Origin of the sequence: Kitasatospora sp. NPDC089797, from assembly GCF_040684795.1 — a bacterium.
GTDB lineage: Bacteria > Actinomycetota > Actinomycetes > Streptomycetales > Streptomycetaceae > Kitasatospora.
In genome coordinates this window covers 1-15,322 of sequence record NZ_JBFBGS010000094.1, presented here as the reverse complement: position 1 = coordinate 15,322, position 15,322 = coordinate 1, and the positions used below count along the sequence as shown (strand labels likewise).

Sequence of the window (15,322 nt, the reverse complement as noted above, 5' to 3'; positions counted from 1 at the left end):
ACGGCCCCCCCCCCCACACCCCGCCGGGGGGGGGCCGCCGGGGCCGCCCCGGCCCCGCGTTGGGGGCGGGGCGCCGGGGCCGGCCGCCGTTCGGGGCCGGGTCCGGTCGGCGGACCGGATCCGGCCCCGTCGGATCGACCGGGGTCCGAGCCGTGGGGGTCGGCCGGTACGGGGTCGGCCGGTACGGGGTCGGCCGGTACGGGGTCCGCCGGTAGGGGCTCGGACGGCCCCGCCTCGGACGGCCCCGCTTCGGGTGGCCGGCGTCAGGCGGCGGGCTGCTGCTGGGTGACGCAGTGGATCCCGCCGCCGCCCGCCCCGAGGTAGTCGATGTTGAGCTGTTCGACGGTGCGCCCGGGGAACAGCGCGGCGAGGGTGCTGCGGGCGGCGGCGTCGGCCCGGGTGTCGCCGAACTGGGCCGAGATCACCGCGTTGTTGCACAGGTAGTAGTTGGCGTAGGAGCCGACGAAGTCGGGGTCCGTCGAGCGGATCAGGTCGTAGTCGGGGCCCTGGATCGTGCTGACCGAGACCGGTCCGCCCCGGGCACTGGTGGCGGCGGTGAGGATCGCGTACTGCTGGCGCTCGTCCTGGGACCAGACGTCGGTGTCGCCCGCCAGGGGCAGTTGGACCACGGCGGTGCCGGCCGCGAGGAAGCGCGAGGTCGCGTCCACGTGGTCGTCGGTGATGTCCTGGCCCGCGATGCCGGGGAACCAGATCACCTCGGTGGCGCCGTAGGCCGCGCACATCGCGCTCTCCAGCGCGGCCCGGGACGTGCCGGGGTTCCGGTCGGGGTTGATGATGCTGCTCCGGGTGGCCATCAGCGTCCCGGCGCCGTCGGTCTCGATGGCGCCGCCCTCGGAGACCAGTCCGGCGGCGGTGAACGGCAGGCCGAGGTAGCCGGCGACGCGCTGGGCGACCAGGGCGTCGTTGCCGTGCGGGTTCTGGTGGTTGCCCCAGCCGTTGAAGTTGAGGCCGACGGTGTCGAGGCCGCCGGCGCCGTCGGTGCGGAAGACCGGGCCGGTGTCGCGCATCCAGCAGTCGTCGACCGGGACGGCCCCGATGACGGTGACGGTCGGGCCGCACATCGAGCGCGCCTTGGCGACGCTCGCGGGGTTGGCGCAGACGGTGACCGGCTCGTACGTGGCGATGGTCCGCGCGACCAGGGCGATGTTGGACTGGGCGCCGCCGAGCTTGCTCCGCCAGATCGAGGTGTTGTCGGGCCAGGCCATCCAGGTCCGGGTGTGCGGGGCGGTGTCCGGCGGTACGCGGTAGCCGGCCGCGAGGCGCGGGCCGGTGCTGCGGGGGGTGCGGGTGGGGTCGCCGTGCTGTGCCGCGCGGGCCGGTCCGCCGGTCGCGGCGGTCAGCGCGGTGCCGGCGGCGGCGAGCCCGGCGGCCGTCAGGAACCGACGGCGGCCGAGTCTCAGGTCGGTCACGGGGTGGGGTCCGGCGCCTTCCTCCATCATTGCCTCCATGTCAACGTCCTTGTGGGGTGGACGAGTTGACCGAAAGGTAGAACTGTCCAAGCGCTCGGTCAATACATCGCGGAAGCATCTGTTTCCGTTCCGCCCTGCCGCCCTGCCGGAGTCGTTACAGTGGCGGCCATGGCGACACGGGAGACGGGCGGGGCTCCGCGAACGGCCTCCGGGCCGCACCAGGGACCGGGCGACGGCCCCGGCGGCACCCGCCCCCGGGCCTCCGCCAAGGGCGAGCAGACCCGGGCCCGGCTGATCGCCGCGGCCCGCACCCTGCTCGCCGGCGACGGTGCCGGGCGCTTCACCACCCGCAACGTGGCAGCGTTGTGCGGGGTCTCGCACGGGATGTGCCACTACCACTTCGCCGACCGCACCGATCTGATCGTCGCGGTCGTGGCGGACATCCGGCCCGAGTGGATCACGCCGCTGGAGGAGGCCGTCGACGGGCCGGGCGGCTTCGCCGAGCGCGCCGAACGGGTGCTGGTCCTGCTCACCCGGCCGGAGAGCCCCGACCTCGCCCGGCTGCACGCGGCGCTGCACTGGCTGGCGCTCGACGACGACCGGGTCCGCACCGCCCTGGAGGCCGAGTACGCGCGCTGGCGGGTCTCCTTCGTCCGGTTGTTCCGCTGCCTGGTCGAGGAGCGCGGCACCGGCGCCGACCCGGTACCGCTGGGCGAGGCCTTCGCCGCCGCCGTGGACGGACTCGCCGCCATCGGCTCGCTGGACGGGACGGTGGACGACGCGCGGGTGCTGCGCACCCTGCTGACCTCGCTGTCCGCCACGGTCTGAGCCGTCGCCACGCACCGGGACACCACCCGAGCCACCGCCCGAGGCACCGCCGGAGCTGCCGCCACCGCTACGGGCCGGTCGGCTCCGCGGGTGCGCCGGGCGCAGCGGCCTCGGCCTCCTCGGCGCGGCGTTTCCGATGTTCGACCCGGGTGCCCGCGACGACGGTGAAGGCCAGGCTCGCGGCGATGATGCCCTCGGCCCAGAAGAACGCCAGGTAGTCCATCAGCGAGCCGATCGGCGGCGATCCCGGCGCCGCGTTGCGCATCCCGATCAACGCGAACAGGGTCGCGGCCATCCAGCCGAGCGAGGGCCAGACCAGCCCCTCGCCCTTGCGGTAGAGCACCTCCGCCCCGGCCAGCACGGCCAGGGCGAGCGCCCACATCGCGGCGATCATGAACCAGGACAGGATGAAGGTGCTGCGCCCCCGGCTGATCCGGCCCTCCAGCATCCGCACGCCGGAGCCGAGCGGGGACGTGGTCGGCCGGACCACGAAGAACGGGTCGACGTCCGCGAACACCAGACCGACCGGTACCGGGCCCGCGGCGTCCGTGGCCGCGAACCCCAGGGCGAACCGGTACCGGTCGAAGGGGTAGTCCGACTCGGTGCCGTCGTAGAGGTTGCCCTGGACGGCCTGTGGGGTGACCGACTCCCCCGGTGCGGCCCGCAGGTCGGTGCGGGTCGCCGAGAGCGCGCTGATCTCCACCTGCCGGGTGAACGTGGTGGTGTCCGGGCCCTCGGCGAGGCTCCCATGCGGGACGGCCACCACGTAGAGGGTGAGCTCCCCCGTACCGGGGTCGATCTCCTGGGCGGTGAGGTCGAGTTCGATCCAGTCCCCGCTGGTCGGCAGCGCCAGCTCCCTGGTCTGCTGCCGGGTGTCCCGCTCGTTGAGGTAGAGCGCGATGCCGGCCGAGCAGAGCACGGCGAGGATCAGCAGGACGAGGGCGAAGCGCTTGCCGCGCAGCCGGGCCGGGCTCCTCATGCCGACGCGGACGGGCCGGCCGGAGCGGACGGGCTGCCCGCGGCGGACGGGCCGGCCGAGGCGCCCTCGACGGCCGGCTGCTGCTGGGTGGCGCAGTGGATGCCGCCGCCGCCCGCGGCGATGTGGTTGATGGAGACCTGGGTGACCTTGCGGCCGGGGTGGAGGTCGCCGAGGATGCCGGCCGCGCGGTCGTCGGCGCTCTGGTCGCCGAAGCGCGGGACGATGACGCCGCCGTTGCAGACGTAGTAGTTGATGTAGGTGCCGAGGAAGTTCTTGCCCGCGCCCGGGATCAGGTCGAAGTCGGGTTCGGGGAGGTCGACGATCTTGAGCGTGCGCCCCTTGGCGTCGGTCGCCGACCGGAGCACCTGGAGGGCCTGGGCGGAGGCGGTGGTCCAGACGTCGGGCGGGGTGTCGGCGGCCGGGCGGTGCAGCACCACCGTGCCGGGTTCGGCGAAGCGGGCGAGGGCGTCGACGTGGCAGTCGGTGATGTCCTGTCCGGCGACGCCCTTGAACCAGAGCACCTTCTCGACGCCGAGCAGTTCCTTGAGGCTCGCCTCGATCTGGTCGCGGCTCTTGCCGGGATTGCGGTTGTCGTTGACCCAGGAGCTCTCGGTGGCCATCAGGGTGCCCTCGCCGTCCACCTCGATCGCGCCGCCCTCACCGGTGATCGGCGCCTGGACGCGGGTGATGCCGTAGTGGGCGAGCAGGTTGCGGGCGACCTGGCTGTCGTTGGCGTGGGTCTGCTTGCCGCCCCAGCCGTTGAAGTTGAAGTCCACCCCGGCCAGGCCCTGGGCGCCGGTGACGAAGGTCGGGCCGGTGTCCCGCGCCCACAGGTCGTCGACCATCAGCTCCAGCACCTCGACCGAGGAGCCGCAGGCCTGGCGGGCCTGGTCGGCCTGGTCGGGGCGGGCCAGCAGGACGACCGGCTCGAAGCCGGCGACGGCTCGGGCCAGGGCCGCGATGTCCTGCCGGACGCCCGGCAGTTGGTCGCCCCACACCTCCTCCAGGGCCGGCCAGGCCATGAAGGTGCGGGTGTGCGGGCCCGACTCGGCGGGCATCGCCCGCCCTCCGGCGGCCGGGCTCGTGGCCGGAGCGGTGCCGCTCGGGCTCGGCTGCCCCTCCGCTCCGCCGTCGGAGGAGTCGGAGGAGCAGCCGCCGGCCAGGGCCAGGGCGGCGAGCGCGGCACCGGACTGCAGGAGCGCGCGACGGGACGGCCGGGAGGGAGCCATGGGGCCTCGTTCCGGTAGGTGTCGGGTTCGGCTCCGCAGGCTACTGACAGTGCGGTCAGGATCCGGCGCGGCGCGGCTCCGCCGTCCGGGCGAATCCGCGCCGGGTGTCCGGGACGGCGCGGCGGACGCGTCGCCGTCCTCCGTCGTGCCGGGCCGCGCCGGGTCCCGGGGGGTCAGGCCTCGGCGGCCTCGTCCTTCTCGCGGCGCAGCCGGTGTTCGGTGCGGATGCCGGACCAGGCGGTGCAGGCCAGGCTCGCGGCGATGATGCCCTCGGCCCAGAAGAAGGCCACGTAGTCCATCAGCGAGCCGATCGGCGGTGAGCCGGGGGCGGCGTTGCGCATCCCGATCAGGGCGAAGAGGCTGGCCGCCATCCAGCCCAGCGAGGGCCAGACGAGCCCCTCGCGCTTGCGGTAGAGCACCTCGGCGGCGCCGAGCACGGCCAGCGCGATGGCCCACATCGCGGCGATCATGAACCAGGAGAGGATGAAGGTGCTGCGGGAGCGGGTGATCCGGGCGTCCAGGATGACGCTGCCGGTGGCCGAGGCCCTGGCCTCGGGGCGCACCACGAAGAACGGGTCGGTGTCGGTGAAGGCCAGGCCGACCGGGACGGCCCGGCCGCCGCTGGTGGCGCCGAAGCCGGCCTCGGTGCGGTAGCGGTCGAAGGGGTAGTCGGTCTTGGTGCCCTCGTACATCCCGATCTGGACGGCCTGGGTGGCCGCGCTCTCCCCCTCGGCGACCTTGACGGTGGCCTTGGGGAGGCCGGTCAGGGTGATCTCGACGGGTCGGGCGAAGGCGGCGGAGTCCGGTCCGGCGGCGAGCCCGCCGTGCGGGACGGGTGTGACGTAGAGGGTCAGTTGCTGGCCGGTCGGGTCGACGTCCTGGGCGGTGACGTCCAGTTCGATCCAGTCGGGGGCGGTCGGGATCGCCAGTTCCCTGGTCTGTTCGCGGGTGTTGCGCTCGTTGAGGTACAGCCCGATCCCCGCCGAGCAGAGGGTGACGACCACCGCCAGGAGGGCGATGAAGCGCCGGTGGCGGCGGCGTCGGGGGGCCGGGTGCACGGCCGGTCCGGTCGCGGCGGATTCGTCGGTGGTGACCTGCACGGTCGTCCTTTCCGCGGCGGGGTGCGCCGGGCCGGGCGGGGTCGCCGCCGGACCGGTGTGCTCCGCCGGTGGTGCTCGTGGGCCCGGGCGTCCGGCAGGTCCCACCACCTGCCGGGCGCCCGGGCCGTCTTACAGTGCGCGGCGCGCGGCGGCGATCCGGTCGGGATCCCAGCCGGGCCGGGGGACGGACTCCAGCAGCAGCCGGGTGTAGGGGTGCTGCGGGGAGTCCAGGACGGTGGCGGTGGGGCCGGATTCGACGATCCGTCCGTGCCGCATCACGACGACCTCGTCGGTGACGCAGCGGACGACGCCGAGGTCGTGGGTGATGAACAGGTAGCCGATGCCGGTCTGTTCGCGGATGTCGGCGAGCAGGTTGAGCACCTGCGCCTGGACCGAGACGTCCAGGGCGGCGACCGCCTCGTCCAGGACCAGGACGGCCGGGCGGACGGCCAGCGCCCGGGCGATGGCGACGCGTTGGCGCTGGCCGCCGGAGAGCTGCCGGGGCAGGGCCTCGGCGGCGCGGGTGCCCAGGCCGACCTGGTCGAGGAGTTCCCGGATCCGGGCCGGGTGGTCGGTGCCGGGGAAGTGCAGCCGCAGGGTCTCGCGGAGCACCGCCTCGACACTGGTGCGCGGGTCCAGGGAGAGGTACGGGTCCTGGAAGACCATCTGGACCTCGCGGGCCCGGGCGAGCCGTTCGGCCCTGCCGCGGGCCCGGCCGGTGCGGGAGCGGCCGTGGACCAGGACCTCGCCCGCGTCGGCCTGTTCGAGGCCGACCACGATGCGGGCGGTGGTGGTCTTGCCGGAGCCGGACTCGCCGACGATGCCGAGCGAGCCGCCGGGTTCGAGGGTGAAGGAGACGTCGTCCACGGCCCGCACGCTGCCGTACGTGCGGTGCAGTCCGCCGACCCGCAGGACGGGCTCAGCCATCGGTGCGGCTCCCTTCGAGCGGGTGGTGGCAGGCGGCCGGGTGCTCGCCCTGCGGGGCGGGCACCTGCTCGCGGCAGACCTCGGTGGCGTGGCGGCACCGCGCGGCGAACGCGCAGCCCGTCAACTCCTGCCGCAGGTCCGGCGGTTGGCCGTCGATGGCGGCGAGCCGGCCGGCCGGGGCATCCAGTGCGGGGGTGGCCGCGAGCAGCGCGGCGGTGTACGGGTGCCGGGGGCGTTCGAACAGCGCCGTGGCGGGGCCGTGTTCGGCGATCCGCCCGGCGTACATCACGTAGACCCGGTCGCTGATGGCGGCGGCGAGGCCGAGGTCGTGGGTGACGAACAGCAGGCCGGTGCCGAAGCGTTCGCGCAGCCGGCCGAGCAGGGCGACCACCTCGGCCTGGCTGGTGACGTCCAGCGCGGTGGTGGGTTCGTCGGCCAGCAGCAGGACCGGGTCGCCCATCAGGGCGGCGGCGATCATCACCCGCTGCAGCATGCCGCCGGAGAGCTGTCCGGGGTAGCGGCGCAGCAGTTCGGGGCCGAGGCCGACGGCGTCGAGGAGTTCCACGGCGCGCCGGTCGGCGTCCGCGGCGCTCAGGGTGCCGTTGAGGCGGACGCTCTCGGTGAGGAAGTCGCCGATCCGGCGCAGCGGGTTGATGGCGGCCCGCGGGTCCTGGAAGATCATCGCGGCCCGGCCGGTGCGCAGGGCGCGCAGCCGGGCGGGGTCCATGGTCAGGACGTCCTCGCCGTCGACGAGCACCTCGCCCCCGGTGACGGCGCCCGGCGGCAGCAGGCCCAGGGCGGCGCGCGAGGTGAGGGTCTTGCCGGAGCCGGACTCGCCGACCAGGGCGACGGTCTCGCCGGGGCCGACGGTCAGGTCGACGCCGTCGAGGACGGGCCGGGCGGTGCCGGGCAGGCGGAGCCGGAGGCCCTGGATGTCGAGGGCGTTCATGCGGTCCTCCGAGTCATGCGGTTCCGCGCTCCACGCGGTCCTCCGTTCATGCGGTCCTCCGGGCGACCTGGTCGGCCCAGCGTTCGCCGACGACGTTGAAGGCGACCACGGTGAGCACGATGAGGGCGCAGGGCAGGACCGCGGAGAGCGGGTAGCCGTGCTGGATCGCGGTCTGCCCGTCGAAGACCATCCGGCCCCAGTCCGGGGTGAGGGCGGGGACGCCGAGCCCGAGGAAGGAGAGGCCGGCCAGGTCCATCAGGGCGTAGCCGAAGTTGACGGCGGACTGGGCGAGCACGATCGGCGCGATGTTGGGCAGGACGTGCCGCAGGCAGATCTGCACCGCGGAGTGGCCCTGGACCTGGTACGCGGAGACGTACGGCCGGGTCCGTTCGGCCAGCACCAGGGAGCGGGTGAGGCGGGAGACGTACGGCAGGTAGGCGATCGCGAGGGCGACGACGGGGGCGAGCAGGCCCTCGCCGTACACCGAGACGATCAGGATGGCGAGCAGCATGCCGGGGAAGGCGAAGACCAGTTCGGTGCTGCGGGACAGGACGGAGTCGAGCCAGCCGCCGCGCCAGCCGGCCGCGAGGCCGACGGCGATGCCGGCGACGGTGGAGAAGACGACCACGCCGAGCGGGCCGAGCAGCGAGGTGCGGGCGCCGGTCAGCAGCCGGGAGAGGGTGTCGCGGCCGGCGGCGTCGACGCCGAGCAGGTGCTCGGGCGAGGGCCCGGCCATGGCGTTGCCGAGGTCGACGCCGTTGGGGTCGTACGGGGCGATCCAGGGCGCGAGCAGCGCGGCGAGCACCACCAGGGCGGCGAAGCCGAGGCAGATCAGGTGGAGCGGTCCGCCGGCGGACTTGAGCCGGGCGAGCCCGGGGCGGCGGGTGAGGGCGACACTCATGCGTCGGACCTCCTGGAGCCGAGGGTGATCCGGGGGTCGACCAGCGGGTGGAGCAGGTCGACGACCAGGTTCACCGTCATGAACAGGGCCACGATGATCAGGGAGATGGCCTGGACGGTCGGGAAGTCCTTGGTGGTGGTGGACAGTTCGAGGAGCTGGCCGATGCCGCCGATGCTGAACGCGGACTCCACCAGGATGGTGCAGACCAGCAGGGTGGAGACGATCAGGCCGCCGGTGGTCAGCACGGTGCCCAGCGAGTTGCGGAACACGTGGCGGCGGATCACCTCGCGCTCCGGGACGCCCCGGCTGCGCGCGACGGTGACGTGCTCGCCCTCCAGGGCCTCCAGCATGGCCGAGCGGGTGACCCGGGCGAGCATGCCGATCAGGTACAGGGCGAGGGCAATCGCCGGGAGGGTGAGGTGCCAGAGCATGTCGCCGAGGCCCTGGCCGGCGCCGCCGACCGGGAACCAGCCGAGCTTGACCGCGAACAGGCCCTGGAGCAGCACGGCGGCGACGAAGGACGGCGTGCCGAGGGCGATCGTGGTGGTGACCAGGATGGTGGAGTCGGTGGCGCCGCCGCGCACCGCGCCGAACCGGCCGAGCGCCAGTCCGACGACGACCACGACCACCAGGGCCATCCCGACCAGCAGCAGGGTGGCGGGCAGCCGGTCGGCGAGCAGCGTGGAGACGTCGGTGCGGTAGGTGATGGAGCGCCCGAAGTCGCCCTGGAGCACCTGGCCGAGCCAGCGGAGGTACCGGACCAGGAACGGGTCGTCGAGGTGGTACTGCTGGTTGATCGCCTCCAGGGCGGCCGGCGAGGCCGACCGGCCCGACAGCAGGAAGCTCGCGGGGTTGCCCGGCGCCAGGTACATCGCGCCGAAGACCACGAAGGAGGCACCGAGCAGGGTCACCGCCATCTCGACCAGCCGCCGGGCGGCGAATCGGAGGAAGCTCACCGTGCGGCCCCCACATCGGCGGCCCACGGGTAGTACATGTACGAGATGGTGGTCGGGGCGCCGGTGATCCGCTTGTTCAGGAAGACGGCGGTGGGCCATTCCGCGACCGGGATCCACAGCAGTTGCTGGGAGGCGGTCCGCTGGAGCTCGGCCTCGATCGCGCCGCGCTTGGCCGGGTCGTACTCGGCGGTGGCCCGGTCGACCAGGGCGTCGTAGGCCTTGTCGCTGTAGCCCGCGAAATTCTGGTAGGCACCGGTGCGGAAGTTGACGAGCAGGTCGAGCGGGTCGGTGATGGAGTCGTAGTACGTCTCCGGGAACATGTCGATGCCCTCGCGCGCCTTGGCGTCGGTGAACAGCGCGGTGAAGGCGTTCGGGGCGATCGTCTTGAGCTGGATGTCCAGCCCGATCTTCGTCCCGGCGGCCTGGACGGCGGTGGCGAGCAGCGAGACGTCCTGGCCGATGGTGCTGGTGGCCATCACGAGCGTCTTGCCGCTCGCGCCGGCCTCCTTGACCAGGGCCTTGGCCTTGTCGATGTCCTGGGCGGTGGGGGTGAGGCCGTCGAAGGCGTTCCTGCGGACGTCGTCGGGGGCGCCGGCCCAGGCGGCCCGGGTGGTCAGGGAGCCGGTGGCGGTGCCGGCACCGGCCAGACCGGTCTTGATGAAGCCGGAGCGGTCCAGGGCCAGCGACAGCGCCTGGCGGACCCGGACGTCGCCCAGCGCGCCCTTCATGTCGGTGACGTTGACGTTGACGGTGCTCAGGCCCTCGCCGAAGTAGAGCGTGCCCGGGCCGCTCTTCCGCAGCCGGTCGTAGCTCTCGGTCGGGATCAGGTAGCCGCCGTCGACGTCGCCGGTGAGCATCGCGTTGGTGCGGGCCGAGGAGTCGGTGAGGAAGCTGAACACGACCTTCTTGGACTTGGCCTTGGTGCCCCAGTAGTCGTCGAAGCGCTGGAGCTCCAGCGACTGGCCCTTGGCCCAGGTGCCGAGCTTGAACGGGCCGGTGCAGTCGAGGCCGCCGGTGGTGCCGTAGTCCTTGCCCGCGGCCTCCACCCCGGCCTTGGCGGCGACGACGCCGGCCGCGGTGGCCATGTACTGCGGGAACTGGGAGTCGGGCTGCTTGAGCTTGACGGTGACCTGGAGCGGACCGGTCTTGGTGATGGAGTCGACGTTCTGGAAGACCTGGGCCCAGGCCGCCGCGTTGTCCGGGTTGGTCTGCCGGCCGAGGCTGTACACGACGTCGTCGGCGGTCATCTCGGTGCCGTCGTGGAAGTGCACGCCGGCGCGCAGGTCGTAGACCCAGGTGGTCGGGTCGGGGTTGGCGGCCTTCTCCGCCAGGCCGGGGGCCAGGGTGAGCTGGGGGGTCCAGCGCATCAGGCTCTCGCACACGTTGGAGAGGATGGTGTTCTGCGGGTAGTCGAAGGCCTGGATGTAGTCCAGGGTCGGCGGCTCGGCGTAGGTGGCCCAGGTGAAGGAGTCGAGCTCCCCCTTGGCCGGTGGGGTGGTCGCGGAGAGCTGGACCCCGGCCTGGTCGGCGCCGTGCGGCGGTCCGGAGCAGGCGGCGACCAGGGCCGTGGCGCAGAGCAGGGCGGTGGTGGCGAGGGCGAGCCGGCCTGGGGAAGCGGCTCGCCCCGCGGGGGTGAGGGTCATGAGGGTGGGCTTTCGGTCGGTGCGGGGAGAGGACGTGCGGGCCTCACGGGCCGGCGGGGGCACGCTCCCGGCCGCTTTCGGGCCTGGTGAGCGTACGGGCCCGCTTCCGGCCGGCCGCGCGAGGGGTGCGTCAGCCGCGGGCGGCCGGGAACTGCTGGGTGATGCAGTGGATGCCGCCGCCGCCCCAGGCGATCACCCGGGAGCGGACGCCCACGACCTTGCGGTCCGGGTGGGCCGCGGCCAGGACGGCGAGGGCGCCCTCGTCCGCGGGGTGGTCGGCCACCGGGACGACGACCGCGCCGTTGGCCAGGTAGTAGTTGAGGTAGCCGACCTCGACCTCGCGGCCGTCGACCTCGACGAACGCGGCCTGCGGGACGTCGACGATCTCGAAGGGGCGGCCCTGGGCGTCGGTGGAGTGCTCCAGCACGGCGCGGTTGGCCCGCATCCGGGCGTAGTCCGGGTGCTCGGGGTCGGCCGGGAGCTGGACGACGACCTTGCCGGGGGCGGCGAAGGCGCAGACGCCGTCCACGTGGCCGTCGGTCTCGGTGTCCAGCAGGCCGCCGTAGGGCAGCCAGATCACCTTGGTGACGCCGAGCCGCCGCTTGAGCTCGGCCTCGATCTCCTCGCGGCTCATGCCGGGGTTGCGGTTGGGGTGCAGCAGGCACTGCTCGGTGGTGATCAGGGTGCCCTCGCCGTCGACGGTGACGGCGCCGCCCTCGAGGATCATCTCGGAGCGCAGCGCCGGGACGCCGAGGTGCTCCAGCAGCAGGGCGCTGATCCGGTCGTCCGCGTCCCAGGGGTGGTGCTTGCGGCCCCAGGCGTTGAAGCGGAAGTCCACGCCGGCCCGGCGGCCCTCGCCGTCGAGCACGAAGATCGGCGCGGAGTCGCGGAACCAGGAGTCGTCCATGGGCAGTTCGACGACGGTGACGCCCTCGCCGCACAGGGCGCGGGCCTCCTCGCCGTGGCCGGGCGGGGCGGTCATCGTCACGGGCTCGAACCGGGCGATGGTGCGGGCCACCTCGGCGTACTCGCGCTTCACCTCGGCGAGGGTGTCGCCCCACAGGTCCTCGCGGACGGGCCAGGCCATCAGGCAGCCCTCGTGCTCGGTCCACTCGGCGGGCATGCGGTACGTGACGCTCACGGGATACCTCTTCGGGTTCGGTGGTACGGGTGGAGCCGTGGGCCCGGCGGCCCGCCTCCGTGGGGTTGGCCGGCGGGCCGCCGGGAGTCTCGGGTGGTGGCTCAGGGCAGCGGCGGGACGGTGGGCTGGGACTGGGTGGCGCAGTGGATGCCGCCGCCCCCGCCCGCGATGGCGTCGATGTCCAGCTGGACGACGTCGCGGTCCGGGAAGGCGGCCTGGAGGATCGCGTACGCCGTCCCGTCGGCCGCGGTGTCGCCGAACTGCGGGACGAACACGGCGCCGTTGGCGGTGTAGTAGTTGGTGTAGCTGGACAGGAAGTCCTTGCCCTTGCCGCGGATCGACTGCCGGTCCGGACCGGGGAGTTCGGTGACGGTCAGGGGGCGGCCCAGGGCGTCGACGGCGTTCGCCAGGATCCGCCGGGTCTGCCGGTAGACGTCGACCCAGATCCGGTCGGTGCCCGGGCCGGGCTGGTCCAGGATGACCTTGCCGGGGGCGGTGAAGCGGGCCAGGCAGTCGATGTGGTCGTCGGTGATGTCCTGGCCGGCCAGGCCGGGGAGCCAGATGACCTTGCTCAGGCCGAGGGAGGACTTCAGGGCCTGCTCGACCTGGTCCCGGCTCATCCCGGGGTTGCGGTTGGGGTTGACCAGCGAGCTGGCGGTGGCCAGCAGGGTGCCCTGGCCGTCCGTCTCCAGGGCGCCGCCCTCGCCGGTGAACGGCGCGCGGACGCGGTCGACGCCGTACTCGTAGAGGAGGGCGTCCGTGACGGCGGCGTCCTCGGCGTAGGGCTGGTAGTAGGGGGTGCCGCTCTTGCCCCAGCCGTTGAAGTTGGTGTCCAGACCGGCGATCGCACCCGGGGCGGTGAGGAAGGTCGGGCCGAAGTCGCGGATCCACAGGTCGTCGTTGGCGATCTCCAGCACGGTGATGCCGTAGCCGCCGCCGGGGCCGAGCCAGTAGCGGGCGTCCGCGGCCTGGCCGGGGCGGGCCACCACCACGACGGGTTCGTAGCAGGAGATCGCGGCGGCGACCCGGGCGATGTCGTCGCGGACGGCCGTGAGCTGGTTGCCCCAGATCGAGGACAGGGCGGGCCAGGCCATGAAGGTGCGGTCGTGCCGGTCGGTCTCGGCCGGCATCCGCAGCGTGGGGGCTGCGGTGGCGGCGCCGGCGGCGGTCGCGGCACGGGCGGCGGTCGGCAGGGCCGCGCCGAGGGCCAGCGCGGGCAGGACCGCCGCGCCGAACCGGAGAAGTCTTCGGCGGGAGGGGGTGGGGGTGGCCCCGGAGGGCGTGGGGGTGGTCATGAACGCTCCCTGCAAGAGGTGGGAGGTGTGGGGGTTGCCCCGCATCCTGTACCTCACTGAAAATCCAGTCAACCCTGTGAGCGGGATAATGCCCAACGAACTGACAAAGTGATCAGGATTTCGTCAAGGCCGCATCCGGAGGCGGTAGAGTCAGCGTCCATGTCAGACCGCCGGACAGGGATACTCCAGGCCGCCACCCGCGTCATCGCCCGGCGCGGCGTACGCGGCCTGCGGATGGGCGAGCTGGCCGCCGAGGCCGGGGTGTCCACTGCACTGATCTACTACCACTTCCACGACCGGGCGGGGGTCCTGCGACAGACGCTGGAGTACATCAGCGACCGCGCCGACCACTACACCGCCGACGACCAGCCCCCCGACGGCCGGGTCCGGGACCCGCGCGCCGACCTCGAACAGGTCCTGCTGCTGGAGCTCCAGGACACCACCGAGGTACGGGAGAACAGCACCGCCTGGGGCGAGCTGCGGGCGACCGCCGTCTTCGAGCCGGACCTGCGCCAGGACCTGGCCCGGAGCACCCACACCTGGGTGCACGACGTCGCCGAGCTGCTGGCCCACGCCGACCCGGCCGGCACCGCGCCGGCGCACGCGGCCGCCGCCGAACGGCTGACCGCCCTGGTCGAGGGCCTCAGCGTGCGCTGGCTGAGCGGATCGCTCCCGGTCGACCAGGCCCGCCGGCTGCTCCGCGGCGCGATCGAGACCGAGCTGGACCACGGCCGGACGGGCAGCCCGGGCGTGGTCGGCGGGGTCGGATTCGGCGGATCCTGACGAAACCTCTAAACTCTGCGGCGCCAGCGGGCCGTGCCTGCCCACTCCCGGGCGGCACGGCTCCGCACCCGTCCCTGTCCGCCGAGAGAGGCAGCCCGCATGTCCGCTGACCGATCCCCCTTCGCCCTCCAGCCGGTCTTCCAGGAGCTGGCCCCGGACGACCCCCGCGAGGTCGGCGGCCACCTGCTGCACGCCCGGCTCGGCGCCGGCGGCATGGGCCGGGTCTACCTCGCGTACACCCCGGGCGGCCGGCCGGTGGCGCTCAAGGTGGTGCGGCCCGAGCTGGCCGGGGACCCGGACTTCCGGGCCCGGTTCGCCCAGGAGGTGGCCAGCGCCCGGCTCATCCACGGGCTGTTCACCGCCCAGCTGGTCGACGCCGGGCCGGACGCCGCCACCCCGTGGCTGGCCACCACCTACGTGCCGGGGCCCTCGCTCCAGCAGGTGGTGCAGCGGTTCGGCCCGCTGCCGGAACGCACCGTGCTGCTGCTGGTGGCCGGGATCGCCGAGGCGCTCCAGGCGATCCACGCCAGCGGGGTGGTGCACCGCGACCTCAAGCCCGGCAACGTGCTGATCGCCGCCGACGGCCCCCGGGTGATCGACTTCGGCATCGCCCGCGCCGCCGACGCCGTCGCCCTGACCGGCACCGGGCTCCAGATCGGCTCCCCCGCCTACATGGCCCCCGAGCAGGCCCTGGGACGGAGCGCCACCCCGGCCACCGACGTGTACGCGCTCGGCGCCCTCGCCGTCCACGTCGCCGGCGGCGCCCCGCCCTTCGGCGACGGCCCGCACCCGGCCACGCTCTACCGGACCGTCCACGAGGAGCCCGACCTCGACCGGGTGCCGGACGGCCTGCGCGGGCTGCTCCGACGCTGCCTGGCCAAACGCCCCGAGGACCGGCCGACGCCGGCCGAGGTGATCGCCGCCGCCCGCAGCCACCCGGCGGTCGGCGGCCACCTCCGATTCGGCGAGGACTGGCTGCCGCAGCCGCTGACCAGCCAGCTCACCCGGCACGCGGAGCTGCCGCCGGTGCCCGCCGGGGGTGCTGCGGGCGCCGGGGGCACGGCCGCCGCCGGGGGCGGGCTGAACGCGGCGCCGACGGTGCTCGCACCCGCGTCGGCCGGTCCGACGCCCACGGTGCTCGCCTCCGCACCGGCCGTTCCG

General features: G+C 74.0%; 14 protein-coding genes. 3 read left to right on the top strand and 11 right to left on the bottom strand.

The window, feature by feature from the left end; all coding sequences use genetic code 11:
• Positions 1-263: 263 nt before the first annotated feature.
• On the bottom strand, positions 264-1,430 hold the full coding sequence (locus tag AB0O91_RS40410; protein WP_363444313.1) for an agmatine deiminase family protein: 1,167 nt from the start codon (positions 1,428-1,430) through the stop codon (positions 264-266).
• A gap of 168 nt (positions 1,431-1,598) precedes the next feature.
• Here AB0O91_RS40410 and AB0O91_RS40405 point away from each other — a divergent pair, with 168 nt between their 5' ends.
• Positions 1,599-2,258, top strand: a complete 660-nt coding sequence (locus AB0O91_RS40405; RefSeq protein WP_363444310.1) for a TetR/AcrR family transcriptional regulator — start codon at positions 1,599-1,601, stop codon at positions 2,256-2,258.
• Positions 2,259-2,325: 67 nt separating this feature from the next.
• Here the strand turns inward: AB0O91_RS40405 and AB0O91_RS40400 are convergent, their stop codons facing one another.
• The 10 genes from AB0O91_RS40400 to AB0O91_RS40355 form a co-directional block, all read right to left on the bottom strand.
• The gene (locus AB0O91_RS40400) at positions 2,326-3,237 is read right to left on the bottom strand and encodes a DUF4436 family protein (protein ID WP_363444308.1); all 912 of its coding nucleotides are present in this window, start codon (positions 3,235-3,237) and stop codon (positions 2,326-2,328) included.
• A complete protein-coding gene (locus tag AB0O91_RS40395) occupies positions 3,234-4,466 on the bottom strand; it encodes an agmatine deiminase family protein (protein WP_363444305.1) in 1,233 nt (410 codons plus the stop codon). Before AB0O91_RS40395 ends, AB0O91_RS40400 begins: the two co-directional genes overlap by 4 nt.
• Before the next feature lie 173 nt (positions 4,467-4,639).
• Entirely contained in the window at positions 4,640-5,566 is a 927-nt protein-coding gene (locus AB0O91_RS40390) for a DUF4436 family protein (RefSeq protein ID WP_363444302.1), read from the bottom strand.
• A 129-nt stretch (positions 5,567-5,695) separates the two neighbouring features.
• On the bottom strand, positions 5,696-6,493 hold the full coding sequence (locus AB0O91_RS40385) for an ABC transporter ATP-binding protein (RefSeq protein WP_363444300.1): 798 nt from the start codon (positions 6,491-6,493) through the stop codon (positions 5,696-5,698).
• Entirely contained in the window at positions 6,486-7,442 is a 957-nt protein-coding gene (locus tag AB0O91_RS40380) for an ABC transporter ATP-binding protein (RefSeq protein WP_363444297.1), read from the bottom strand. Before AB0O91_RS40380 ends, AB0O91_RS40385 begins: the two co-directional genes overlap by 8 nt.
• A 46-nt stretch (positions 7,443-7,488) precedes the next feature.
• Entirely contained in the window at positions 7,489-8,343 is an 855-nt protein-coding gene (locus AB0O91_RS40375) for an ABC transporter permease (protein WP_363444294.1), read from the bottom strand.
• Positions 8,340-9,299: an ABC transporter permease gene (locus AB0O91_RS40370; protein ID WP_363444291.1), complete on the bottom strand. Its 960-nt coding sequence runs from the start codon at positions 9,297-9,299 to the stop codon at positions 8,340-8,342. The genes AB0O91_RS40375 and AB0O91_RS40370 overlap by 4 nt, the downstream gene beginning before the upstream one ends.
• Positions 9,296-10,942: an ABC transporter substrate-binding protein gene (locus AB0O91_RS40365; RefSeq protein ID WP_363444288.1), complete on the bottom strand. Its 1,647-nt coding sequence runs from the start codon at positions 10,940-10,942 to the stop codon at positions 9,296-9,298. Before AB0O91_RS40365 ends, AB0O91_RS40370 begins: the two co-directional genes overlap by 4 nt.
• 130 nt (positions 10,943-11,072) lie before the next feature.
• Positions 11,073-12,083 (bottom strand): agmatine deiminase family protein, encoded by a 1,011-nt coding sequence (locus AB0O91_RS40360; RefSeq protein ID WP_363444285.1) that lies wholly within the window; start codon positions 12,081-12,083, stop codon positions 11,073-11,075.
• A gap of 101 nt (positions 12,084-12,184) precedes the next feature.
• Positions 12,185-13,378 (bottom strand): agmatine deiminase family protein, encoded by a 1,194-nt coding sequence (locus AB0O91_RS40355; protein ID WP_363444282.1) that lies wholly within the window; start codon positions 13,376-13,378, stop codon positions 12,185-12,187.
• A 159-nt stretch (positions 13,379-13,537) separates the two neighbouring features.
• On the opposite strand from AB0O91_RS40355, the gene AB0O91_RS40350 reads away from it, so the two are divergent.
• Together AB0O91_RS40350 and AB0O91_RS40345 are read left to right on the top strand one after the other, a co-directional pair.
• Positions 13,538-14,161: a TetR/AcrR family transcriptional regulator gene (locus AB0O91_RS40350; protein WP_363444280.1), complete on the top strand. Its 624-nt coding sequence runs from the start codon at positions 13,538-13,540 to the stop codon at positions 14,159-14,161.
• Positions 14,162-14,260: 99 nt separating this feature from the next.
• Positions 14,261-15,322: serine/threonine-protein kinase (locus AB0O91_RS40345; protein WP_363444277.1), on the top strand; the 1,062-nt coding region annotated here is incomplete at its 3' end.